The organism is Rhizobium rosettiformans W3, assembly GCF_004912135.1.
GTDB classification, from domain to species: Bacteria; Pseudomonadota; Alphaproteobacteria; order Rhizobiales; family Rhizobiaceae; genus Allorhizobium; species Allorhizobium rosettiformans.
In genome coordinates this window covers 21,931-45,729 of record NZ_STGU01000018.1, presented here as the reverse complement: position 1 = coordinate 45,729, position 23,799 = coordinate 21,931, and the positions used below count along the sequence as shown (strand labels likewise).

Annotated in this window: 21 protein-coding genes; 10 read left to right on the top strand and 11 right to left on the bottom strand. The window is 62.4% G+C overall.

All coding sequences use genetic code 11. The features are described from left to right. Positions 1–89: 89 nt before the first annotated feature. Both FAA86_RS21515 and FAA86_RS21510 read right to left on the bottom strand, forming a co-directional pair. Positions 90–3,239 carry an efflux RND transporter permease subunit gene (locus FAA86_RS21515; protein WP_136543043.1) on the bottom strand — a complete coding sequence of 1,050 codons (3,150 nt, stop codon included), beginning with the start codon at positions 3,237–3,239 and terminating at the stop codon, positions 90–92. Further along, positions 3,236–4,447 (bottom strand): efflux RND transporter periplasmic adaptor subunit, encoded by a 1,212-nt coding sequence (locus tag FAA86_RS21510; RefSeq protein ID WP_136543042.1) that lies wholly within the window; start codon positions 4,445–4,447, stop codon positions 3,236–3,238. The genes FAA86_RS21515 and FAA86_RS21510 overlap by 4 nt, the downstream gene beginning before the upstream one ends. Positions 4,448–4,724: 277 nt before the next feature. Between FAA86_RS21510 and FAA86_RS21505 the strand changes: the two genes are divergently transcribed. Next, entirely contained in the window at positions 4,725–7,205 is a 2,481-nt protein-coding gene (locus FAA86_RS21505; protein WP_136543041.1) for an ATP-dependent helicase, read from the top strand. A 26-nt stretch (positions 7,206–7,231) separates the two neighbouring features. Here FAA86_RS21505 and FAA86_RS21500 read toward each other — a convergent pair whose 3' ends face one another. Together FAA86_RS21500 and FAA86_RS21495 are read right to left on the bottom strand one after the other, a co-directional pair. Then, complete coding sequence (locus FAA86_RS21500) at positions 7,232–7,831, bottom strand: thymidine kinase (RefSeq protein WP_113460836.1); 600 nt, start codon at positions 7,829–7,831, stop codon at positions 7,232–7,234. A gap of 124 nt (positions 7,832–7,955) precedes the next feature. After that, positions 7,956–8,873, bottom strand: a complete 918-nt coding sequence (locus tag FAA86_RS21495; protein ID WP_167495062.1) for a LysR family transcriptional regulator — start codon at positions 8,871–8,873, stop codon at positions 7,956–7,958. 143 nt (positions 8,874–9,016) lie between these two features. Between FAA86_RS21495 and FAA86_RS21490 the strand changes: the two genes are divergently transcribed. Next, positions 9,017–9,637 carry a cupin domain-containing protein gene (locus FAA86_RS21490; protein ID WP_167495061.1) on the top strand — a complete coding sequence of 207 codons (621 nt, stop codon included), beginning with the start codon at positions 9,017–9,019 and terminating at the stop codon, positions 9,635–9,637. Between the two features lie 2 nt (positions 9,638–9,639). Here the strand turns inward: FAA86_RS21490 and FAA86_RS21485 are convergent, their stop codons facing one another. Together FAA86_RS21485 and FAA86_RS21480 are read right to left on the bottom strand one after the other, a co-directional pair. Continuing rightward, positions 9,640–9,921 carry a DUF6074 family protein gene (locus FAA86_RS21485; protein ID WP_136543038.1) on the bottom strand — a complete coding sequence of 94 codons (282 nt, stop codon included), beginning with the start codon at positions 9,919–9,921 and terminating at the stop codon, positions 9,640–9,642. Between the two features lie 140 nt (positions 9,922–10,061). Beyond that, on the bottom strand, positions 10,062–12,401 hold the full coding sequence (locus FAA86_RS21480; protein WP_136543037.1) for a glucose/quinate/shikimate family membrane-bound PQQ-dependent dehydrogenase: 2,340 nt from the start codon (positions 12,399–12,401) through the stop codon (positions 10,062–10,064). Positions 12,402–12,594: 193 nt separating this feature from the next. Between FAA86_RS21480 and pncA the strand changes: the two genes are divergently transcribed. The 3 genes from pncA to panB all read left to right on the top strand — a co-directional run bounded on the left by pncA (position 12,595) and on the right by panB (position 15,012). Then, positions 12,595–13,221, top strand: coding sequence for a bifunctional nicotinamidase/pyrazinamidase (gene pncA / locus FAA86_RS21475; RefSeq protein ID WP_136543036.1), 627 nt, complete (start codon positions 12,595–12,597; stop codon positions 13,219–13,221). An 89-nt stretch (positions 13,222–13,310) separates the two neighbouring features. Continuing rightward, positions 13,311–14,183, top strand: coding sequence for a pantoate--beta-alanine ligase (gene panC, locus FAA86_RS21470; RefSeq protein ID WP_136543035.1), 873 nt, complete (start codon positions 13,311–13,313; stop codon positions 14,181–14,183). Between the two features lies 1 nt (position 14,184). Continuing rightward, the gene (gene panB, locus FAA86_RS21465; RefSeq protein WP_136543034.1) at positions 14,185–15,012 is read left to right on the top strand and encodes a 3-methyl-2-oxobutanoate hydroxymethyltransferase; all 828 of its coding nucleotides are present in this window, start codon (positions 14,185–14,187) and stop codon (positions 15,010–15,012) included. On the opposite strand, the gene FAA86_RS21460 is transcribed toward panB, so the two are convergent. After that, complete coding sequence (locus FAA86_RS21460) at positions 15,013–15,261, bottom strand: DUF2164 domain-containing protein (RefSeq protein ID WP_167495060.1); 249 nt, start codon at positions 15,259–15,261, stop codon at positions 15,013–15,015. A gap of 161 nt (positions 15,262–15,422) precedes the next feature. Between FAA86_RS21460 and FAA86_RS21455 the strand changes: the two genes are divergently transcribed. Further along, positions 15,423–16,130 (top strand): AzlC family ABC transporter permease, encoded by a 708-nt coding sequence (locus FAA86_RS21455; RefSeq protein WP_136543032.1) that lies wholly within the window; start codon positions 15,423–15,425, stop codon positions 16,128–16,130. Continuing rightward, positions 16,127–16,438, top strand: coding sequence for an AzlD family protein (locus tag FAA86_RS21450; protein WP_136543031.1), 312 nt, complete (start codon positions 16,127–16,129; stop codon positions 16,436–16,438). The genes FAA86_RS21455 and FAA86_RS21450 overlap by 4 nt, the downstream gene beginning before the upstream one ends. Positions 16,439–16,441: 3 nt before the next feature. Here the strand turns inward: FAA86_RS21450 and FAA86_RS21445 are convergent, their stop codons facing one another. Continuing rightward, positions 16,442–18,277: an aminopeptidase P family protein gene (locus FAA86_RS21445; protein WP_136543030.1), complete on the bottom strand. Its 1,836-nt coding sequence runs from the start codon at positions 18,275–18,277 to the stop codon at positions 16,442–16,444. A gap of 262 nt (positions 18,278–18,539) precedes the next feature. Here FAA86_RS21445 and FAA86_RS24720 point away from each other — a divergent pair, with 262 nt between their 5' ends. Next, positions 18,540–18,713 (top strand): hypothetical protein, encoded by a 174-nt coding sequence (locus FAA86_RS24720; RefSeq protein WP_167495059.1) that lies wholly within the window; start codon positions 18,540–18,542, stop codon positions 18,711–18,713. A 150-nt stretch (positions 18,714–18,863) separates the two neighbouring features. On the opposite strand, the gene FAA86_RS21440 is transcribed toward FAA86_RS24720, so the two are convergent. From FAA86_RS21440 to FAA86_RS24715, 3 genes are all read right to left on the bottom strand, one after another. Beyond that, a complete protein-coding gene (locus tag FAA86_RS21440; RefSeq protein WP_113460824.1) occupies positions 18,864–19,748 on the bottom strand; it encodes a 50S ribosomal protein L11 methyltransferase in 885 nt (294 codons plus the stop codon). An 87-nt stretch (positions 19,749–19,835) separates the two neighbouring features. Continuing rightward, positions 19,836–20,435 carry an SCO family protein gene (locus FAA86_RS21435; protein ID WP_136543029.1) on the bottom strand — a complete coding sequence of 200 codons (600 nt, stop codon included), beginning with the start codon at positions 20,433–20,435 and terminating at the stop codon, positions 19,836–19,838. A gap of 122 nt (positions 20,436–20,557) precedes the next feature. Beyond that, positions 20,558–20,713 (bottom strand): hypothetical protein, encoded by a 156-nt coding sequence (locus FAA86_RS24715; protein WP_167495058.1) that lies wholly within the window; start codon positions 20,711–20,713, stop codon positions 20,558–20,560. A 137-nt stretch (positions 20,714–20,850) separates the two neighbouring features. Between FAA86_RS24715 and FAA86_RS21430 the strand changes: the two genes are divergently transcribed. Beyond that, the gene (locus FAA86_RS21430; RefSeq protein WP_136543028.1) at positions 20,851–21,639 is read left to right on the top strand and encodes a DUF2189 domain-containing protein; all 789 of its coding nucleotides are present in this window, start codon (positions 20,851–20,853) and stop codon (positions 21,637–21,639) included. 192 nt (positions 21,640–21,831) lie between these two features. Beyond that, complete coding sequence (locus FAA86_RS21425; protein ID WP_136543027.1) at positions 21,832–23,799, top strand: methyl-accepting chemotaxis protein; 1,968 nt, start codon at positions 21,832–21,834, stop codon at positions 23,797–23,799.

The window sequence follows — 23,799 nt, the reverse complement described above, 5'->3', positions numbered from 1 at the left end:
CAACTGCCGATGCGCTCCTGCTATGGGATAGGGTTTGGAGATTGTCCAGCCGTCCGAAGGGCAGAGGAGGAGCGTATCGCCCCTCCCCGTCACTCGGCAGCAATCCGCGGCGGTGCACCGGGATCATTGGCAATCTTCAGCGTCGCATCCTCGAGCTCCGTCTTCAGACGCGCCTCCTCCTGTGCATGCGGCTTGCTGAAGCGCGCGAGCAGCAGATAGGCAACGGGCGTGATGTAGAGCGTGACAAGGGTCGCGATCCCGAGACCGCCGACGATCACCCAGCCGAGCGCGATGCGTGCTTCCGCACCCGCCCCTTGCGCCAGCACCAGGGGCACACCGCCGAGCACGGTCGCAATCATCGTCATCATGACAGGACGCAGGCGGATCGTGCAGGCCGTTTCGATCGCCTCACGCACAGACAGTCCGCGATCGCGCAACTGATTGGCGAATTCCACGATCAGGATGCCATTCTTCGCCATGACCCCGACCAAGAGAACGAGACCGATCTGGCTGTAGACGTTGAGCGTCGAACCGGTGATGACGAGAGCGAAGACGGCACAGGCCAGACCGAGCGGCACGGTCGCCATGATAATCAGCGAGGACACCACACTTTCGAACTGGGCGGCGAGCACGAGGAGGATGATCGCAATCGCAAAGCCGAAGGTCAGCGCCATGCCATAGCTGTTTTCCTCGAGCGTAGCCGCCTCAGCCAGCGGCATGAGACGCGAGCCGCGCGGCAACAGTGGCTCCGCCATCTGGGTCACCAGCTCGACGGCGTCGCCGAGCGCGACGCCGTCCGCAAGACCGGCCGAGAAGGAGACCGACGCCAGCTGTTGCTCGCGATTGAGCGTTGGCGAGACCGCCTTTTCCTCAAGCGATGCGATCGACGACATCGGCACGACACGGCCGTCGGAGGTCGTGAGGAAGATGTTTTCGAGATCCGTCGGATCGTTGATCGGTGTCGTGCTGGACACCAGGCGGACCGGGATCGAATTGCCGTCGACAAACACGTCGGTGACCGAGCGTCCCTCGAGCAGCGCCTGCAGCGAGGTGCCGATCGCGCCGATATCGATGCCGAGATCGGACGCTCGCTCGCGGTCGATCGTCACCGAAATCTGCGCCTGGGTCGGCTCGTTGTCGATCCGCGGGGTCTGGAATTCCGGACGGTCGCGCATCTGCTCGACCATCGCCAGCACTGCCTCGGTCAGCCGCTCATGGCTGGCTCCGACCATGGCCATTTGCAGACCGCTGCCGGCGCCACGGATCCTCAGACTGTTCGTCTGGAAGACATTGCCGCGAAGCGCCGGCACCTTGGCGGCGGCAGCATTGACGTCCTGAACGATCTCGTCCTGCGATCGATCGCGTTCCGACCAGGGGGCGAGCGTCATGACCATGAAGGCGCTGTTGGAAGATCCCTGGCCCGAAATCGAGAAGATGTTCTGGATCTCGCCATTGTCCCGCAAGGGCTGAAGATTCTCCTCGACCCGCTGCAGCTGGTCACGGGTATAGGCGAGGCTCGATCCCTGCGGCGTGGTGAGACGCATCAGGACGACCGAGCGGTCCTCGCGTGGCGTGATCTCGCTCTGGATCATCGTGAAGGCAAGGTAGGCGGCGCCCGAAAACATCCCGGCCACGACAACCACGATCAGCGGGTTGCCAAGGCAGGCGCGCAGGCTGCGGCCATAGAAACTCGCAAACCGCTTCCCGAAGGCACCCAGCAGTCCTTTCTTCTCCTCACTCTGGCGCGAGAGCATGCGCGACGCCATCATCGGGCAGAGCGTGAGTGCCGTGAACGAGGACAGGAGAACGGCAAATGCTAGCACGAAGCCGAATTCGCGGAAAAGGCCGCCGAGCTGCCCCGGCAGGAAGGAAAGCGGAATGAAGACCGCGGCAAGCGTTGCGGTCGTCGCGAGGACCGCGAAGAAGACTTCCTGCGTGCCGAGCACGGCGGCCGCCCGAGGCCCCATGCCCTCGGCGCGTCGGCGCACGATATTCTCGAGCACCACGATCGCATCGTCGACGACAAGACCGGTGGCAAGAACAATCGCGAGCAGGGTCAAGATGTTGATCGAGAAGCCGACGAGATAGATCGCAACCAAGGTCCCGATCAGCGCAACCGGCATGGTAAGCGCCGGGATCAGCGTCGCCCGCCAGTCGCGGAGGAAGAGGTAAAGCACGACCAGCACGATGACGGCGGAGAGGCCGAGCGCGATCTCCACCTCGTGCAGCGCGCCTTGGATGAACACGGCGTCGTCGCTGGTGACGATCACCCGTGTGCCCTCGGGCAGAGCACTCGCCATGGCATCGACAGCCGCATGAACACCGGCCGAGATGTTCAGCGTATTCGATTGAGCCTGACGAATGATGCCGAGACCGACACCCTGGACGCCGTTGGATCGGAGCGAGGTCGAGCCGTCATCCGCGCCGAGCGTAACCGTCGCCACATCCCGCAAACGCACCCGTTCGCCGATCAACACGTTTTCGAAATCCTCGACCGTCGTGAGGTTCGCCGTGGCGCGGACGACGATGTCCTGCGTCTGCGATTCCAGCGTGCCAGCGGGTACGTCGAGCGACGCGCTCTGCAGTTCCGTGGCAAGATCGGCAACGCTCAAGCCCCGGCTCGCCAAAGCCGCCTGGTTCACGTCGATCCGGAAAACCTTTTCCTGATCGCCATAGATCTGAACATCGGCCACGCCTTCGACCGCCGCCAGGCGGTCGGAGATCTCGTTCTCGACCAGCAGCGTCAGGTCTTCCATGGAAAGCGTGCTGGAGGTGACGCCGAGGCGCATGATCGGCTGGGAATCCGAATCGGCCTTTACGATGCGCGGCTCGTCCGCATCATCAGGAAGCTGATTGCGTACCCGCGCGAGCGCGTCCCGAACGTCGTTGGCAGCAACGGCGAGGTCGACATTGTCGCCGAATTCGAGCGTGGTCCGGCTGTCCCCAAAAGATGAGCGCGACGACATGGACTTGAGGCCGCTCACCCGGGCGACGGCCCCTTCGATGATGCGGGTCACCTCCTGGTCCATGGTCTGAGCTGATGCACCGTCATAGTCGGTGCTGACGGTGATGACAGGCTGGTCGACATCGGGCAGTTCGCGGATTTCAATGCCGGCGAGCGCTGCCAGACCGGCAACGACAAGAAGCGTATTGAGCACCGCAGCCAGCACCGGCCGGCGGACGAACAGTGCGGTAAAGCTTCGGCCGGACTGTTCGGAACCGTTCTCTGTCGCGCTCATCGTGTGGCGACCTCCTCGGTACCGGCCCGATCGCCACCCGCGACCTCGACCGCGCCGCCTTCACGCACCCGCTGCAGTCCTTCGACCGCGACCACGTCGCCTTCCGTCAAAGAGGAGTCGACGAGGATCTGGTCGGAATTGCGTTGGACAATGGTGACGCGGGTCTTCACGGATTTGTTATCGACGATCTGCCAGACGAAAGAGCCTTCGCCATCCCATTGAACCGCAAGCGGGTTCACGGCCGCATATTGGTCGCCGGGGAAGCGCATGACGACATTGAAGGACATGCCGGCGCGCAGCACATCGTCGGGATTGTCGATCTTCGCACGAATGCGGATCGTGCGGCTCGCCTCGTCAACCCGGTTGTCAACGGCCTCGACGCTGCCTTTGAACACCTGGCCGGGACGCGAAACGGAGCTCGCCTCGACCGCCATGCCGGGGGTTACGGCGGCTGCGAAACGCTCGGGCGCCCAGAAATCCACCAGAAGCTGGCTGCGGTTGTCGAGCGAGACGATGGCGGTCGTGTTCGTCACGTTGTCGCCAATGCTGACGCCGACGATCCCGATCGTGCCGTCGATCGGCGCGACAATGTCACGGCGCTTCAAGTTGAGCTCGGCGGTCGTCAGCTGCAGCTGCGCCTGCTCCTCGGCAATCTGTGCGTCGAGAACGTCGAGACGCGAGAAGCTCTGCAGATTGCGATAGGACTCGGCCTTTTCCTTTGCGCTGCGCAGCGCAACGGCTGCCTGATCGCGCAGGATCACCTGCTCTTCGCGGTCGAGGCGGGCGATGATGTCGCCCTTTTTCACCTTCTGGCCTGAGGAGACCAGGATTTCCGCGATGGTACCGGAAGCCTGCGGCATGACGGTCACGGCCTCGATGGCCTCGCCGTCACCGATCGCGCTCAGCCGGTCATTGACCACGCCGATCGTCACCGGCTGGGTCGCTACAAGGATGTTCTGATTGCCGCCGCGGCGACCGCCCTGCCCTTGCCCCTGTCCCTGCCCTTGTCCTTGTCCAGCCCCCTGAGCCGACTGACCCTGGGCCTGCTGCCCCTCGCCGTCAGGCTGACCCGAGACGAGAGCCACCACAGATTGCGGCACGCCCATGGACACGAGCGTCTGCCCGGCTCCCGGAGAGAAATAGACCCAGGAACAGAGGGCAACGAAAATCAGGGCAATACTGATGGCGAGTTGCTTCCAAAGCGGCATGCAGGGCTCCGAAATGTCGAACTGGATGATGTCGGTTAAGTATCGGGCGCAAACCCCAAGTGGCAATGGCAGAACGCCAAGCTTACTGATTTGTAATCTCGCGTCTTTTCACGCCACCGTGATCTCGGCCCGGCTGCATGCCATAGGAAGTCTCAGGCGGCGAGCTTAGCACATCCCGTCAATCACGCGCCTGGAAATCCGTGCGCAACACGGCGCAAGGAATAAAACCAGAACGCCGTCACTGGCCTTTCCGACCCGAATCACTACATTGGGCCGCATGAGTAACGGTTTCGACGACATTCCCTTCTTCGACGAAGAGCCCGCGCCGCGCAAGCCGGCTGGATCTCCTGCCACCGCGGCTGGCACGCCTGCCGCAGGAGGACTGGGCATTGCCGCCCGCGCCATGGCAGCCCGTGACCAGGCTCGCGCGCCCGATTACCTCTCCGGCTTGAACCCGGAACAGCGCGAAGCCGTCGAAACCATCGATGGTCCGGTCCTCGTTCTCGCAGGCGCCGGCACCGGCAAGACGCGCGTTCTCACCACCCGCATCGCCCATATCCTGGCAACGGGAAAGGCCTTTCCGAGCCAGATCCTCGCCGTGACCTTCACCAACAAGGCCGCGCGCGAGATGAAGGAGCGTATCGGCCACCTCGTCGGCGGTGCGGTCGAAGGCATGCCCTGGCTCGGCACCTTCCACTCCATCGGCGTCAAATTGCTACGGCGCCACGCCGAACTGGTGGGCCTCTCCTCCGACTTCACCATTCTCGACACCGATGATGTCGTGCGGCTGATCAAGCAGATCATCCAGGCCGAGGGCCTCGACGACAAGCGTTGGCCGGCCAAGCAGTTCGCCCAGATGATCGACGGCTGGAAGAACAAGGGCCTCGACCCCGCGCAAATCCCGGAAGGTGACGCCCGGGCCTTCGCCAACGGCAAGGGCCGCGAACTCTACATCGCCTACCAGAACCGCCTGAAGACCCTGAATGCCTGCGATTTCGGCGATCTGCTGCTGCATCCGATCCGCATGTTTAAGGCGAACCCGGACGTGCTCAAGGAGTATCACCAGCGCTTCAAATACGTGCTGGTCGACGAGTATCAGGACACCAACACCGCGCAGTATATGTGGCTGAGGCTGCTTGCCCAACGTCCCCCGGGCGTGCCGCAGAATGTTTGCTGCGTCGGCGATGACGACCAGTCGATCTATGGCTGGCGCGGTGCCGAGGTCGACAACATCCTGCGCTTCGAGAAGGATTTCCCGGGCGCCAAGGTCATCAAGCTGGAGCGCAACTACCGCTCGACCGAACACATCCTCGGCGCCGCCGGTCATCTCATTGCCCACAACGAAGGCCGCCTCGGCAAGACCCTGTTTACCGACCGCGTCGACCCGAACGACGGCAAGGTCGTCGTCCATGCCGCCTGGGATTCGGAAGAGGAAGCGCGTGCCGTCGGCGAAGAGATCGAACAGCTCCAGCGCCAGCAGCACCCGCTGAACAACATGGCGATCCTGGTCCGCGCTTCTTTCCAGATGCGCGAATTCGAAGACCGCTTCGTCACGCTCGGTCTGAACTACCGCGTCATCGGTGGCCCGCGCTTCTACGAGCGCCTCGAGATCCGCGATGCGATGGCCTATTTCCGCCTTGTGTGCCAGCCTGCCGATGACCTCGCCTTCGAGCGCATCGTCAACACGCCGAAGCGCGGTCTCGGCGACACCACGATCCGCAACCTGCATGATTACGCCCGCGCCCGCGACATCCCCATGCTCGCGGCAGCGGCCGACATCATCGAAACCGACGAGTTGAAGCCGAAGGCGCGCAAGGCGCTCTTCGACGTCGTCACCGACTTCCGCCGCTGGCAATCGCTTCTCGAAAACACACCGCACACCGAACTCGCCGAGCAGATCCTCGATGAGAGCGGCTACACGGCCATGTGGCAGAACGACAAGTCTGCTGAAGCGCCGGGCCGGTTGGAAAACCTGAAGGAACTCATCCGATCGATGGAAGCCTTCGAGAGCATGCGCGGCTTCCTCGAACACGTGTCGCTGGTCATGGACGCCGAGACCAACGAGAACCTCGATGCCGTCTCGATCATGACGCTGCATTCGGCCAAGGGTCTGGAATTCGAGACCGTATTCCTGCCCGGCTGGGAGGAAGGCCTCTTCCCGCACCAGCGTGCGCTTGACGAAGGTGGCCGCGCCGGCCTCGAAGAAGAACGCCGCCTCGCCTATGTCGGCATAACCCGCGCCAAGCGCCGCTGCCACATCTGGTTCGTCTCCAACCGCCGCATTCACGGGCTGTGGCAGTCGACCATGCCCTCGCGCTTCCTCGATGAGCTGCCGTCGGCACATGTCGAGGTCGCCGAGGCCGAGACCTCCTATGGCGGCTATGGTCGCAACCCCTATGGCCAGTCCCGCTTCGACAAGCAGGAGCCCTTCCAGAACAGCTATTCAACGCCGGGCTGGAAACGCGCCCAGGCGAACAAGACGGATGCCACCCGCGACAACTGGGGCACCCGCTCAGGCCATGCTGTCGAGCGGATCGGCTATGGCGAAAGCGGCCCCCGTGCCAAGACGATCGAGGGTGAACTCGTCGCCAAGTCGACGACGTCGGAACCCTCCCGCTTCTCGGTCGGCGACCGCGTCTTCCACCTGAAGTTCGGCAACGGCAACATCGCCTCGATCGAAGGCAACAAGCTGACGATCGATTTCGACCGCGCCGGCCAGAAACGGGTGCTGGATGGGTTCGTGGAAAAGGCCGGCTGATCGGCCTCTTTCGCCTGTCGTTGGGATCAGGCCGCCGAATGCACTTCTTCAGCGGCGAAGGCGAGCTGCCAGTGACGCCGGCAGAGCGAGGTATAGGTCTCGTTGCCGCCGATCAGCACCTGTGCCCCGTCCCGCTGCGCCTTGCCGTCTTCACCCATGCGCACGACCATCGTCGCTTTGCGGCCGCAGTGGCAGATCGAGCGTGCCTCGGTGAGTTCGTCGGCGATGGCAAGCAGCGCCTTGGAGCCAGGAAAGAGCTCCCCGCGAAAATCCGTGCGCAAGCCATAGGCCATGACGGGTATGTCGAGCACATCGACGATCCGGGCGAGCTGCCAGACCTGGTCGGTGGTCATGAACTGCGCCTCGTCGACGAAGACACAGGACAGCGGCGAGGCTTCGTGATCGGCCTTGATGGCAGAGAACAGATCCTCGTCGGGGCCGAAGGCCTCCGCTTCCGCCTTCAAGCCGATGCGGGAGCCGATGAAGCCCTTGCCTGCCCGATTGTCGAGCGCACTGATCAGCGTGGCAACCCGCATGCCGCGTTCGCGGTAGTTATAGGCGGCCTGCAGCAACAGCGTCGACTTGCCGGCATTCATGGTGGCGTAAATGAAATGAAGTTTGGCCAAGGCTTCGCTGCTCAAGAACTGTGTGCGTGATCGGCAACGTTCTAAAGGACGCAAGCCCCGCGGGACAACCGCCACAAGACTTTGCCAACAGGCAATTGCATCGCCGGTCGCAAAAACGGCGACCTCAGGCCGGCACAGCCGCCGCCGCCATTCGCTGCCCGCTGGTCTCCTTCACCAGCTCCTTGATCACGTCCATGACGGCGCGGACGCGGGGCACATGACGCAGCCGTTCATCCGTGACGAGCCATACCTCGGCGGCAGGAGGCACGGGCGGGCGGAAACAGAGAACCAGTTCGGGATCTCCGGCCGCCACGAAGTCGGAGTAAAACCCGACGCCGACGCCATTCCTGACGCTGGTGAAGACGGCGGGCACCGAGTTGTGCCGGAGCAACACCTCTGCCGGGAAGTTCTTCGTTGCCCAATCGAAGATCGGGCGGCCGCGGACATGGGCATCGATGCCGATGATGGCGTGGCCGGCCAGGTCTTCGACGCGACTTGGGACGCCGTGGCGAAGGCTGTAGGAACGCGAGCAGTAGAGGCTCCAGTAGTCCTCGATCAGACGAACTCCCACCAGACCCGCTTGGGTGGGTGCGGGTGACGCCCGTAGCGCCACATCGGCTTCGCCACCAATCAAGTCGCGCAGGACATTGGTCGTATCCACTTCGAGCTTCACCCCGGGATGCCTTTGCCGCAGGCGCTCGATCAACCGCGGCAGCACAAAGGAGCCCAGAACCTCATTGGTCGTGAAGCGGACGGTACCGGAGATCTCGCGGGAAAGGCTGTCGACGGCACCGGAAAATGCATCGACGGCCTGGCGCACGGCCTCTGCGGGTGCGAGAAGAAGTGACCCCGCCTCGGTCAGACAATAGCCAGTTCGGCGCTTGTCGAAGAGCTCCACCTGAAGCGCGTCCTCAAGCGCTGCTATGCGCCGCGAAACCGTGCTCTGGCTGACCCGCAACATCTTGGATGCAGCAAGCGTCGTCCCCGTCTCGGCGACTGCCAGCATGTAGCGCAAGTCATCGAAGTTCAACGGTGCGGTCACGTTATGCAAATCCGGTGATTGTCGCGGCAAAAACGGTGTTTGAAGCGGAAACGCTGACAATCTACACGCTTTTCATCGCCCGCGATACATGTCCGCGGGCTTCCAATACGCACTCAAAACCTAGATCAGCAAGGAGTAAAGCCATGCGCGAAGCGCTTGTGCCAGCCGGCACCCGTATCCTCAATTCCTTCAACAAGGAGACTTTCGTATTCACTCATCCCTATGAGGACACGATCTCCAGCCGCATGGACGTCGTCCTCGGCAAAGGCGGATCCGGCGGCGGCAATGCCGTCGCCCATATCCATCCTGAGACGGACGAGATCTTCACCGTCAACAGCGGCCAGGTCATGGTGATGATCGACGGACAAGAACACTATGCCTCGGAAGGCCAGTCGATCACCGTGCCGAAAGGCGCCAGCCATTTCTTCCGCAATGTCTTCGACGGAGACACGCATCTCACGGTCACGTTTGTGACCGCGCAACAGCATCTGCGTTTCTTCCTGAACCTTGCGCGCTGGACCTCGGAGCAGCCGGGCTACTTCAAGCCGGATGGTTCGGTAAAGCTCTTGCCGATTGCGCTAGGGCTGAACGCGTTCCGCGACCACCTCTATATCTCAGGCCCGCCTGTGGTCGTTCAGAAACTGCTATTCGCCGCGCTCGCGCCCATCGCGCGGATCATGGGCTATCGCCTCGCCGTTGCTCCACGCAGCGCGTCCCGGCAGGTCGAACCGGAACACGAGGGCAGTCTTGTCTCAGGTCTTTGAGATCAGCCCTGGGCAGCTTCTTCGCGGTGCAGCCACATCAGCTCGACCTGGACGGCCGCCTGGAAGTCCATGATCTCGGCGCGCATCTCGTCTTCGGGGCAGCCGAGTTCGAGGAGTTCATTGCCGAGCCTGCGGCAGGTCGTCTTCCAGAATTCGGTGGCCGCATAGCCATTCAGGCGATCGAGTTCGATCGCGGAGCGGCGCACCAGGTCCCGGCGGCTCGCAAGCGGAAAGAAGGCGATGGTCGTCGGATTGGTCTGGCCGTTCATGGCTTGGCTACTCATGCGAAACATCCTCACGTTACGGCATGTGTGTAGAATCACATGGTTAACGTTCCGTTTCGCGCCAAGACCGGACACGCCGAAGTGTGCCGAAAGTGAACCCGCCCACGACGGTGGGCGGGTTCTACTGTGTGTTGCGACCGTCAGTCCGGAAGCGTGTAGGCGATGACATAATCGCCTGGTGTGGTGCCGACGGATCCATGTCCACCGGCCACCATCACGACATACTGCTTGCCGTTGCCGAGCGCGTAGGTCATCGGAGTGGCCTGGCCACCGGCCGGCAGTCGGCTCTCCCAGAGCTGCTCGCCCGTCGTCAGGTTATAGGCCCGCAGGTAGTTGTCGACGGCGGCACCGAGGAAGACAACGCCACCCTTGGTGATCATCGGACCACCGATACCGGGAACGCCTACCTTGAACGGCAGCGGCAGCGGCGTCATGTCGTAGACGGTGCCATTGCGCTTCTGATACGCGATCTGACCGGTTCTCAGATCGACGCCCGCAATCGTGCCCCACGGCGGCGCCTGGCAGGGAATGCCGAGCGGCGACAGGAAGGGCCCCATGACGACGCCGTAAGGCGCGCCTTCATTGCGGTTCAGCCCCTGCTCCGAACCCGTGGCACCCTCTTCCTTCGGCGGAATTTCCGAGCGCGGAACGAGCTTCGAGGTGAAGGCGAGATAGGTCGGCATGCCGAACATCACCTGCCGCTCCGGATCAACCGCGACAGAGCCCCAGTTGAACGTCCCGAAATTGCCGGGATAGACCAGCGTGCCCTCGAGAGAAGGCGGCGTGTACTGGCCCTCGTATTTCAGCTGATGGAACTGGATGCGGCACATCATCTGGTCGATGATGGTCAGACCCCACATGTTGCTCTCGGTCATCGTCTGCGGACGGAAGGTGAGGTCCGAGATCGGCTGCGTCGGCGATGTGAAGTCTTCCGGGATCGCACCGCCAGGGGCCTCTATCTCGCGGACCGGGATGATCGGTTCACCGGTCCGGCGATCGAGCACATAGATGTCCCCCTGCTTCGTCGGTCCGATAAGGGCCGGCGTCTGTTCGCCGTTCTCATTGGTCAGATCAAGCAGCACCGGCTGGGCGGGCACGTCCATGTCCCAGAGGTCGTGGTGCACGGTCTGGCGTACCCAGCGATCCTGTCCGGTGTTGATGTCGAGCGCGACGATCGAGGAGGAATACTTCTCCACACTTTCGCTGCGTCCCATGCCGAGCTGGTCGGGAACCTGGTTGCCGAGCGGGATGTAGACGAGACCGAGAGCCTCATCGACCGAGAAGATCGACCAGCTGTTCGGCGAGTTCGCCGTATAGGTCTCGTCGGGGCCGATCGGCGCCGTTTCTGTCGGGTTGCCACTGTCCCAGTTCCAGACGAGTTCGCCGGTATCGACGTCAAAGGCGCGGATGACACCCGACGGCGACTGGGTCGAGTAGTTGTCGTTGACGGCGCCGCCGATGATGATCTTGCCGGCAGCAATGACTGGTGGAGAGGTCGAGTAGTAGTAGCCAGCCGGGTTGTACGGCATGTTCTGCTCGAGCCGCAGCGTGCCACCGTCCGCGAAGGCCTCGCAGATGGCACCCGTGTCGGCGTCGAGTGCGATGAGACGGGCATCCGACGTCGGCAGGTAGATGCGTTCGGCGCAGACAGTGCCTTCCGTGGCGGCCGGGTCCCGATAATAGGTCACACCGCGGCATGTCTGGTGCTGGCGGTCGGGCTCAAGACCCGCATTGGGATCGTATTTCCACTTTTCCTGGCCGGTCTCGGCATCGACCGCGATCGCCCAGTTGTGTGGCGTGCAGAGGTAAAGCGTGTCGTCCACCTTGAGCGGTGTCACCTGATAGGTCGTCTCGCCCACATCTTCGGGCAGCTTCACGTCGCCCGTTTGGTAGGTCCAGGCGATCTTCAAGTCCTTCACGTTGTCAGTGTCGATCTGCGTGAGCGGCGAGTAGCGCTGACCGTACGGCGTGCGGCCATACTGATGCCAGTCGCTGTCGGGCACATCTCCGCCGAGTTCGGGAGCTGCGGCCACCTGTTCGGTCGGAAGCGAGCCATTGCGGTCATAGGAGTCGGTGAAGAGCGAAATGAGAGCGACGATCGTCGCGATCACGACGGGAACGGCAAGCGGCAGAAGCCCTGCCGCCACCCGGAGCCGACGATCGGCCGGGCCAAGCCGGTGGCGAATGGCAGGCAGCATCAGCCAGAGGCCGAGAACGACGATCAGTCCGCCTCGCGGACCAAGCTGCCACCAGTCGAGCCCGACTTCGGAGACGGCCCAAATGAGGCTGCCGAGAATGAAGAGGCCATAAAGCCAAAGCGCCTCGACGCGGCGCAGGAAAAGCAGCAGAGCCGTGCCGAGAAAGACGAGCCCGGCGATCAGGAAGTATGGGCTGCCGCCGAGCAGCACGAGCTGAGCGCCACCGACGCCGAGCACAAGGCCCAACACGCCGAAGATGACAGCGGTGATAGTGAGAAACATACCGATTCCAATCGTATTGCGAGATGGAAAGTTCGTCCCGCGCCATCAGGATCGCGGGAACAACCACGATGGCCGAACGTGGCAAAAGCGTGATTGTTCCATTTTCACATCCGGCGTCGAAATCCGGCGAAATGGCCTTGATCCCGCAGCGCTCGATTGCCATCTTGCGCCGCACAAGAGAGGACGTGCGATCATGACCAAGGCCCTGCTGCTCATCGACATCCAGAATGGCTTCTGCCCCGGCGGAAACCTGCCGGTTGCCGAGGGCGATGCGGTCGTGCCTGTCGCAAACCGTCTGATGGCAAGCGGCGCCTACGATCTCATCGTCGCCTCCCAGGACTGGCATCCCGCCAATCACGGCAGCTTCGCCTCCCAGCATCCGGGCAAGAAGCCCTTCGACATGGGTGAGCTGTCCGGCCAGCCGCAGGTCATGTGGCCGGATCACTGCGTGCAGGAAACGGCAGACGCAGACTTCCATCCGGATCTCGACACCACCAGGATCGACTTCGTGCAGCGCAAGGGCGAGAACCCCCTGGTCGACAGCTACTCTGCCTTCCGCGACAACGACAAGGCAGCGCTGACGGGCCTCGCCGAGTGGCTGAAGAACAAGGACGTCACCGAACTCGACATCATGGGGCTTGCGACGGATTACTGCGTCAAATTCTCAGGACTGGACGCCGTCGACATGCTGCCCGGCGTCAAGGTCCGCCTGATCGAGGACGGCTGCCGCGGCATTGATCCTGAGGGCGTCAAGGACGCGATGGACGCCATGCGCGCAGCCGGTGTCGAGATCGTCGACAGCAGCCGAATCGGTTTCTGAGGAAGTTTCTGCAAAGGATTCGTGCGATTGCCTTTTTTGTCGGCAAGCGCTAGAGCCGAGCCAACGAGAAGACAGGGAGGACGCCGGTCATGGAAATCGTTACCACGATCGCCGCTTTGCGACAGAAGCTCGCGCCCCGCCGCCGTGCCGGCCAGACGATCGGCTTTGTGCCCACCATGGGTTACCTGCATCAGGGGCACCTGAGCCTTGTCGGACGCGCCAAGTCTGAAAACGACGTGACCGTCGTCTCGATCTTCGTCAATCCGCTGCAATTCGGCAAGAACGAGGATCTCGATAAGTATCCGCGCGATCTCGCCCGCGACAGCGCCATGCTGGAAGAAGCAGGCGTCGACATTCTCTTCGCACCCGGTGTCGAGGACATGTATCCCGAACCCATGCAGACGGTGGTCGACCTGCCGAAACTAGGCTCCGAACTCGAAGGCGAAGCTCGTCCCGGCCATTTCGCCGGTGTGGCGACCGTCGTCACCAAGCTCTTCAACATTGTCCAGCCGGACAACGCCTATTTCGGCGAGAAGGACTACCAGCAGGTCACAATCATCCAGAAGATGGTCGAGGACCTGGCTCAGCCGGTGCGCGTCGTGCCGGTTGCAACCGTCAGGGAAGCCGATGGCCTCGCCTGCTCCTCGCGCAATGTCTATCTCTCGCCCGAGGAGCGCGCTGCTGCGGTGATCGTCCCCAAGACGCTGGCCGAAGCCGAGCGCCTGTTGCTGACGGGGATCCGCGATGTCGCGACCCTGGAAGCCAAGCTGATCGAGTTCCTGCGAAGCGAACCTCTGGCCGAACCGGAAGTCGTCGCCATTCGCGACCCACGAACACTGGAGCGGATCGAGACGGTCAAGGAGACCGCGCTGGTTCTTCTCTATGTGCGTTTCGGCAAGACCAAACTTCTCGACAACCGCATCATCGGCCAAGCGGCCGCCACCGGCATGGAGGCCGCCTGACATGAGCACACCACCCCGCCAGAAGCGTTTCACACCGGCCGACATCACAGCCCTGAAGGGCGTACGGCCGATCGTCTCGCTGACCGCCTATACGACGCCGATCGCACGTATTCTTGACCGTCACTGCGACCTGCTGCTGGTCGGCGACAGCCTGGGCATGGTGCTTTACGGCATGGACACGACCGTTGGCGTCACCATGGACATGATGGTGGCCCACGGCCAGGCGACCATGCGCGGCGCAAGCCGCGCCTGCGTGATCGTGGACCTGCCATTCGGCTCCTATCAGGAGAGCAAGGAACAGGCCTTCCGCAACGCCGTGCGCCTGATGAAGGAAACCGGCTGCGATGGCGTCAAGCTCGAGGGCGGCGCGGAAATGGCGGAGACGGTCGAATTTCTCGTCTCGCGCGGCGTGCCGGTTTTCGGCCATATCGGCCTGATGCCGCAGCAGGTGAACACCTCGGGCGGCTACCGCTCAAAGGGCCACAGCGAAGCCGAGCAGGACAAGATCCGCCGCGATGCGAAGGCGATCGATGAAGCCGGCGCCTTTGCCATGGTCATCGAGGGAACCGTCGAGCCGCTGGCGCGTGAGATTTCGGCCACGGTGAAGGCAGCAACCATCGGCATCGGCGCGTCTCCGGCCTGTGACGGTCAGATCCTGGTCTCCGACGACATGCTGGGCCTGTTCAATGAGTTCAAGCCGCGCTTCGTCAAGCATTACAGCGAACTGGCCGACGTCATCGACAAGGCCGCCAGCGATTATGCCGCCGAGGTCAAGGACCGCGTCTTCCCGGGCCAGGAACACACGTTCCCGATCCGGCCGAAGAAGTAGTCACGCCTCGGGCAGCCGCTCCATTTCATAAAATGCATCGTTGATCTGGTCGACCTGCCGGGCAAGCAGTGCCTGGGCATCCCGAAGACCCTTGTTGTAGTAGTGCGGCCCGATCAGCCGCGCCACGAGGTCGACGAGCGCTTCGACCTCGAAACGCCCCAGATCGACTTCGGCCTCGTCGGATAGATGACGCTGGACCTTGAGCAACAGCCGCTCTTTGTCCTCGCGGCTGATAAGATCCTTTTCCATCTGCCCTTCCCTCCACGCCGGATGCAACTTTTCGACAAGACTGAAATCCTGACCGGATGGCAATCCCATGCATCAATGCCGATGGTCGTTCCATCAGCGGAATTGGTTTGTCGGACAAGCCGACAGCGGTTAGCCAACGGTTGAACGTGAGAACTTGCAGCATGTCCCGATCAGACTTCACCGAAGGCGCACTCAAAGCCCTTCCCATGATCATATCTGCCGGCCCCTTCGCCGTCTTGTTCGGCGCAGTCGCGGTGGCAAACGGCCAGACGGTCGCCGAAGCCGCCCTGATGAGCGCCACGGTCTATGCGGGCGCAAGCCAGCTCGTCGGCATCGAGCTCTTCGGCCAGTCGGTGCCGATGTGGGTCGTCGTGTTGTCGATCCTCGCGGTGAACTTCCGCCACATCCTCTATTCGGCGGCGATCACACCCTTCATGGATCACTTCACCCTGCCCCAGAAGATCCTGAGCTTCTTCCTGCTGACCGACCCGCAATTCGCCGAAACGCTGGCGCGCGGCGAGAGTGGCCGCAGTGTTTCCTTTCCATGGTATCTGGGCTTCGGCGCGATGATCTACGTGCCCTGGGTGGCGATGACCGCGGTCGGCGGACTTGTCGGCAAGGCCATGGGCGACCCGGCGGACTGGGGCATCGACGTGCTCCTGCCGATCTACTTCCTTGGCCTGGTGCTCGGCTTCCGCAAGCGCAGCAATTTCCTGCTGATCGTGATCGTGAGCGCCGTGGTCTCCGTGGTGGCGCAGCACCTCATCGGATCCCCATGGCACATCAGCGTCGGCGCTCTGGCAGGCGTCCTTCTGGCGGCACTATTGCCACCACCGCAGCAGACCGGACCCGAGGAGGTTGCACGATGACCACCCTCCTCACGCCTTACATGACGCTGTTGATCGCGGCCGCAGCCGCGGCCACGTTCGTCACCCGTATCGGCGGCTACATCCTGGTGAAGCGGCTGAAACAGATGCCGCCGCGGCTGGAAGCGGCCCTGAATGCCGTGCCTGCCGCAGTTCTGACAACACTTGTCGCACCGGCCTTCTTCTATGGCCAAATCGACGTGAAGGTCGCCATGGTGGCGGCCTTCCTGATTGGTTTGCGCTATCCGCCAATCCCGATGCTGATCGGCGGCTGGGCCGCCGTCATGCTGATGCGCCAGTTCCTCGGATGACCTTTAGCGCCTGAAGGGCGCCGTTGCCTGTTCCAGCCACTGGCGGGTCGCGGCGTCCGAGATGAGCGGAGAGAGCTCTTCCCGGGTCTTCGCATGATAGGCGTCGAGCCATTGCAGCTCGTCACGCGTCAGCAGGTCCTCGACGATCAGGTTGCGGTCGATCGGTACGAAGGTCAGCGTTTCGAAGCCGAGCATCGGCTGGTCGCCGCCCTCGATCGGTTCTGCCTCGCGCACATAGATCAGGTTCTCGATCCGGATGCCGAAGCTGCCCGGGCGGTAATAGCCAGGCTCGTTCGACAGGATCATGCCGGGCAGGAGTTCCTGCGTGGAAAGCCGGGCAATGCGCTGCGGTCCTTCGTGAACCGAGAGATAGGAGCCGACGCCGTGGCCCGTGCCATGGGCAAAATCGGCACCGGCCTTCCACAGCGCGATGCGCGCCAGCGGATCGAGATCGCAGCCGCGCGTGCCCTTGGGGAAACGCGCCGTGCTGATCGCAATCATGCCCTTCAGTGCCAGCGTGAAGAAGCGCTTCTGCTCGTCGGACACCGCGCCGACGGCAAGCGTCCGGGTGATGTCCGTTGTGCCGTTCACATATTGTGCGCCGGAATCGATGAGAAACATCTCGCCGGAACGGATCTGCCGATCACTCTCCGTCGTCACCCGGTAGTGCATGATGGCTGCATTCTCGCCGGCACCGGAGATGGTGTCGAAGGAGATGTCTTTGAGCGGATTCTGCATCCGCTCGCCAACGGCGGCGCGTACCGCTTCCAGCTTCCGGGCGGCCGCGATTTCGGTCAGGCTGCCATGCGGCTGTTCGTCGAACCAGTGCAGGAACTCGACCATGGCCACACCATCCTGAAGATGAGCGGCAGCCGAACCGTTGAGCTCCACCATATTCTTGACCGCGCGGCCAAGCTTTGCCGGGTCATTGCCTTCGACTACGTCGCCGCCGCTCTCCCGGATCATGCGCGACAGGGCATGAGGAGCCAGATCGGGATCGACCAGAATGCGGGCGCCATCGCGCGCCACGCGCGCCAGTCGCTCAGGCAGGACTGCGGGGTCCACCTGTTCACAGAGATCGCGGAGGTAATTCTCGACCTCGAGATTGGTCTTGGCGCTGTCGAGAAAGAGCTCGGCCGAGCCATCCGACTTGATGATCGCGCGCGACAGCGGATGCGGTGTATGCGGCACGTCATTGCCGCGCAGATTGAAAATCCAGGCGACCGAGGATGGATCGGAGATCAGGACGGCCGCGAGATTCTTCTCAGAAAGATCGGCGGCGATCGTCTTCAGCTTGTCGGCAGCCGAGGCACCCGCATGATTGAGCGACTGGATCATCACCGCGCCTTTCGGCTCCGCCGGGCGGTCCGTCCACAGACGGTCGACGGGGTTGAAGGGCAGCATGACCAGGCTTCCGCCCTTGTCGGCCAGCGCCTTTTCCAGCCGCCGGACTTCAGCGCCGGTATGCATCCAGGGGTCAATGCCGAGACGAAAGCCCTTCGGCGCCCGGTTTTCGATCCACTTGTGTGGCGGCTCGCCGACCAGATCGCCGCCGGTGAAGACTTCCGGGTCGACCTGCTGGGCCAGCTGCGTCACATAGCGGCCGTCGACGAAAACGACGGCCAGTGTTTCCGTAACCATCAGCATGCCTGCCGAGCCGGTAAAGCCCGTTGCCCAGGCAAGCCGTTCGGCCGACTCCGGTACGTATTCGCCAAGATACTCGTCCGAGCGCGGGACGAGCAGCCCATCGATGCCGAGTTCGCCAAACAGCGCACGCAGCGCTGCGATTCTCGACTTGCCGTGATGCGGCGTGGACTTGACGTCAAAGGACTGAAACATGGATTGGCCTGCGCTGGTTGCTGAATCTGTGATCGCTTATAGCAAGGCGCCATCGCCCTCACCACCACCGGCGCATCGTTCCAGGGCAATTGCCGATCATCTAAATCAGATATGCCGCAATTTCAGGCGACCCTTATGTTGCTATGCAGCAAGCGCAGGCCTCCCGTGCTTCAAGCCCTCTGACTGAACATGTCGGATCGGACTATATGAGGATCATCGATGACGCAGAGTGATGCGTCCGAAACCGAAAAGGAACCGAGAGATGGCCAAGTCTTTCCTGCGTACTGCCCTGAACAATCTTGTTGAGGCACGCCAGCGCCGTGCCGATCTCTATGCCACGGGCGCCCTGCTGTCGCTTGACGACGCATCGCTGTCCGCCATGGGTCTGACACGCGACGAACTGCGTCGCCGCCCGCATCAGCGCTCGATCATCTGATCAGCGGCGGTCGGATACGACCACAAACCTAGCATCCGCTTGAGCGCTCCTCCCACGCTCGCGGATTTCGGCGCGGCATGATGCCGATGCCAAAAAGGCGGCTCCCAGCGGGCCGCCTTTTCCATTTCCGGGTGAGACTGACGTTACGTCTCATCCCTTCCCTTGCGTGAAGTGGATGGTCACCCAGCCATTGCGCCAGATGGTCTTCACATGGGAGAGCCCCTCGCCGCTATAGGCCGCGATCACCTTCCAGCGCTGCTCGGCAAGGATCCCTGAAAGGACGACCGAGCCATGGGGCGCGAGATGCGTGACCAGCTGCGGCGCCATCTTGATCAGCGGCCGCGCCAGGATATTGGCGATGATCAGGTCGAACGGACCATGCTCGCGGAAGGCTGTGGAGTGGAAGCCGGGCGCCGTGCGGAAGTCGATGCCATCGACCACCTGGTTGCGCCGCGCATTCTCCTTGGCAACCCGAACCGCGATCGGATCGATATCGGTCGCAAGCACCGGCACCGGAAGCAGCTTGCGCACGGCAATCGCCAGCACGCCGCTGCCCGTCCCGAGATCGAGCGCGTTGCGCACCTTGCGGGACCGAACAACCTTTTCGATGACTTCGAGGCAGCCTGCCGTGGTCCCGTGATGCCCCGTGCCGAAGGCCTGGCCTGCGTCGATCTCGATTGCAACATCATGGCTCTGAACCTTGTCGCGGTCATGCGAGCCATGCACCAGGAAGCGCCCTGCCCGGACCGGCTTCAAGCCTTCGAGTGACTTCGCGATCCAGTCGATGTCCGGGATCACTTCCCGCTCGATCTTGGCGTCGGGATATTCGTCCGCCAGCAAAGCCTCCACCCGGGGCGCGACCTCCTCTTCCTGGTCGCCCATCAGATAGATCGAGGCTTCCCAGATGTCGGCTTTTTCATCCACCTCAGTGGTGGCGATCGCATAATCCTCTTCGCCGAAGGCAAAGCTCATCAGATCGAGGATCCGGTTGGCGTCCTTTTCGGTGCAGGTCACATAGAGGCGGATTTCAGCCACGATCGATTATCCTTGATGGTCAGGTGCGCAAGCGGTTGCGGTACAACGCAATCGCCCCCAAGGCAACCTCCGTGGGCTTGAGGCCGCTCAGCCCTTCATCAAGTTTTCGAGCTTCTTGATCGCCGTGTCGGGATTCTCGCCATAGGCGATCGTGCCCTTGAAGCGTCCCTCAGCGTCCAGCAAGAAGACCGAGGCCGTATGGTCCATGGTGTAGTCGCCGTCGGGCTGGCTTTCGTCGAGCGGGATCTTTTTCGCATAGACGCGGAAGCCTTTTACGACTTCGGCAATCTTCGCCGGATCGCCAGCAATGCCTTTAACCCTGTCGGTGACGTTGGAGATATAGCGGCCGAGGATCTCGGGCGTATCACGCTCCGGGTCTACGGTGACGAAATAGGCCTGGAGGCCGCTGGCATTGGGATCCACCTGCTTCAGCCAGCCATCGAGTTCGAACAGCGTCGTCGGGCAGACTTCGGGGCAATGGGTGAAGCCGAAGAACAGCGCCGTCGGCTTTCCGCGGAAGGCCTGCTCCGTGATCGGCTGGCCATTCTGGTCGACCAGCTGGAACGGTACACCGAAGGGCGCCTCCGCAATCGTCTGGTCCGACTGCGTGACCTGATAGGTCAGCCAGCCGAGGACACCTGCCATCACGACCACCGCGGCCCACAAGACGATCCTGACTGTTTTCATGCTGGCAGTTCCTTGCATAAGAATTCCTAGCCAAGGCGGATAAACCGCTCTGCATCGGGAGGCAATTCAACTCGGTGTGGAAAGAGCGACAAGCGCGGATTTGTCACGGGCCTCAAGCGCATTCAGAAGCAGTAGGCGAGCCCACTCTCGATCAGCGTCAGGAAGATATCGCCGCCATAGCGCATCCAGCCCACGAAAACGGCAAGCGTGAACAGCGCCCCTGCCAGGAACAGGGCCGTCAACGGCAACCATCGATGTGAGCGTACAGCCTCTGCCATGCAACTATTCTAGCGCATTTCGTTCAGGATGACACCGAAGAAAGTGATGCACGCAGTTGCGACTTGACGGTTATCAAGGAACAGAATCATCATTTGCTGACAGATTGTCGCAGGACCGGACGTCTTGGGAGGGACCAATGGAACAGCAGGCACTCGACCGCGGCACATTGCCGAAACTGCAGATCAACCGGCTGCGCATGGATGACGTGAAGGCGGCCTTCGCCGATGGCTGGCGCGACTTCCGCAGCTATCCCACGTTCGGGTTGTTCTTCGGCGCGATCTACGCGCTCGGCGGCCTCTTCATTGCGGTGATGCTGACCTATTATCACCTGCCCTGGATGATCATCCCGGTCGCGATCGGCTTTCCCCTGATCGGCCCCTTCGTCGCCGTCGGGCTTTACGAGATCAGTCGCCGCAATCAGAAGGGCGAGGCGATCAGCTGGAAAGCGGTTCTCGCCGAAGTCTTCCGCCAGCGGGAACGGCAGCTTTCCTGGATGGCCTTTGTTGTCCTCTTCATCTTCTGGATCTGGATCTATCAGGTTCGCCTGCTGATGGCTCTCTTTCTCGGCTTCCGCATTCCGGCAACGCTGGATGCTTTCGTCGACGTCGTGCTGACCACGCCGCCGGGGCTGCTGTTCCTGACCGTCGGAACGGTCGTCGGGGCCGTTCTGGCGACGATCCTCTTCACCGCCACGGTGATCTCCATGCCGCTGCTTTTGGATCACGATGTCGATTTCGTCACCGCGATGCTGACGAGCATGCGCACCGTCATCGACAATCCGGCGCCGATGCTCGCCTTCGGCGTCTTCGTCGCGGCACTGTCGATCCTTTCGCTGATTCCCCTGTTTCTCGGGCTTTTGGTGGTCCTGCCGGTCGCCGGGCATGCCACATGGCATCTTTATCGCCGTGCAATCACAGCAACTTAGCCGCTCGTCGCCGTCCAGTCCTTCGGAATTTGTCCGGATTAGTTCGAGATTAACTAATATTCGGGATTCTTTGTAAGCGTTCTGGCTCACATAGCCAGGCGGACATGATTGTCCACCAGGAGACAGCTCCCCGGTCTGCGCATGTAACGTCACCGGTCCGCAAGGGCGGCCGGATCGGAGCTGGGGAGCACAATGTTCAATTTCATCTTGGGTAGAGACCTGACCGTCAGGCAGCGCCTGATGACACTCGGCGCTGCCGGAGTGATCGGCATCGGCTCGATGCTGGCGGTCGGCTGGTACCAGAATGCGCGGATCTCCACCGCCATCCACGATTCGATCGAGATCAAGAACGAGGTCGAGACAATCAACGAGATGCGCTTGGCCAATGCCAACATGGTTCTGGCGGCCATGGACACCATCATCGACCGGGGCGAAGGGGCCATCCAGCCGGAACGCATCGACATTATCAACGCCGCCGTGGCACTTCTGACCGACGGCATTCCGGTTCTCACCGCCGTGGCGACAGAGGCCGGCGTTCCCGGCGAAGTCGGCACCTACGCCGACGACCTCAAAACCGTGACCCAAGCCATCCAGGTCGATCTGAAGCGCATGGTCGAGACCGGCGCACCGGAAGAAGACTATGCCGCCATCGACGACGCCATCGATGGCGCGGGCGACCGCCTGGGCAGCGTGCTCAACAATCTCTCTGCCCTCGGCGGCAACCTGGTCGAGGAATATGCCAAGGAAGCCACTAGCCGCAGCGATCAGGCCCTGACATTCCAGCTCGGGCTCGGAAGCCTCGCCTTCATCACCGTCATCGTGCTGCAGTTCATTCACGGCAACTCGATTGCCAACGGCATCCGCTTGGTTCGCAACAGCATGCAGCGCATCACAGACGGCGATTACGATGCCCATGTCGACGGCACCGAGCGGCACGACGAGATCGGCGGCATGGCCCGGTCAGCCGACCTGTTCCGCAAGGCCGCGATCGAGAAGCGGGAGCTTGAAGAAACGAGCCGAGCCCAGCGTCAGCAGAACGAGGCCGAGCGCGAAAGCCGCACGGCCGCCATGGAAGCCGATACGCGGGCTCTGAAGCTTGCAGTCGATGCGCTTGGCGAAGGTCTGATGCGCCTCTCGAACGGCGACCTCTGCACGACGATCACCGGCCCCTTCCCGGCCGATCTCGAGCGCCTCCGCACGGACTTCAATGAGGTCTCGACAAACCTGAAACGGGTCATGACCGAGATCTCGACGAACAGCAGCTCGATCTACGCAAACAGCCAGCAGATGCGCAGCGCAGCCGACGACCTTGCGCGCCGCACAGAGCAACAGGCGGCGTCGCTCGAAGAGACCTCGGCGGCCCTCTCGGAGATCACCGAGACCGTGAAGACCGCCTTCGACCGCGCCGAAGAAGCCAGCCACATGGTCGACAACGCCAAGGACTATGCGGAAAAGTCGGGCGAAGTGGTCAACGACGCCATGGCCGCCATGGAGCGAATCGAAGGGGCGACCGACGAGATCGGCAAGATCATCAACGTCATCGACGAAATCGCCTTCCAGACCAACCTTCTCGCACTCAACGCAGGTGTCGAGGCGGCACGCGCCGGCGACGCCGGCAAGGGCTTTGCAGTTGTTGCCCAGGAAGTCCGCGCGCTCGCCGGAAGAGCTGCGGAGGCCGCCCACGACATCAAGACCCTCGTTGGCCGATCGAGCGATGAAGTGCGCTCCGGCGTCGAACTGGTGACGGCAACCGGCGAGGCTCTGCACCGCATCGGCGAAGATGTTTTACGAATTAACGAGCACGTTAAGGCAATCGTTACCAGCGCGAGAGAACAATCAGTTGGACTGAGCGAGATCAATTCGGCCGTCGGACAGATGGACCAGGTCACGCAACAGAATGCCGCGATGGTGGAGCAGACCAATGCGGCGAGCCATACGCTGGCGAGTGATGCGGAAAACCTTTCGCGCCTCGTCGGCCAGTTCAAGGTGAACTTGGACGGACCTGCTCATGGCCAACAGCAGGAGGCAGCGCGCACCGCCTCCCCTCAGAGACCGTCTCCCGCACGGGCCCTGATGAACAAGGTTGCGGGATCATTCAACCGGACCGCTTCGGCAACAGCACCTGCTGCCGCAGCACAAGAACACTGGGAAGAGTTCTGA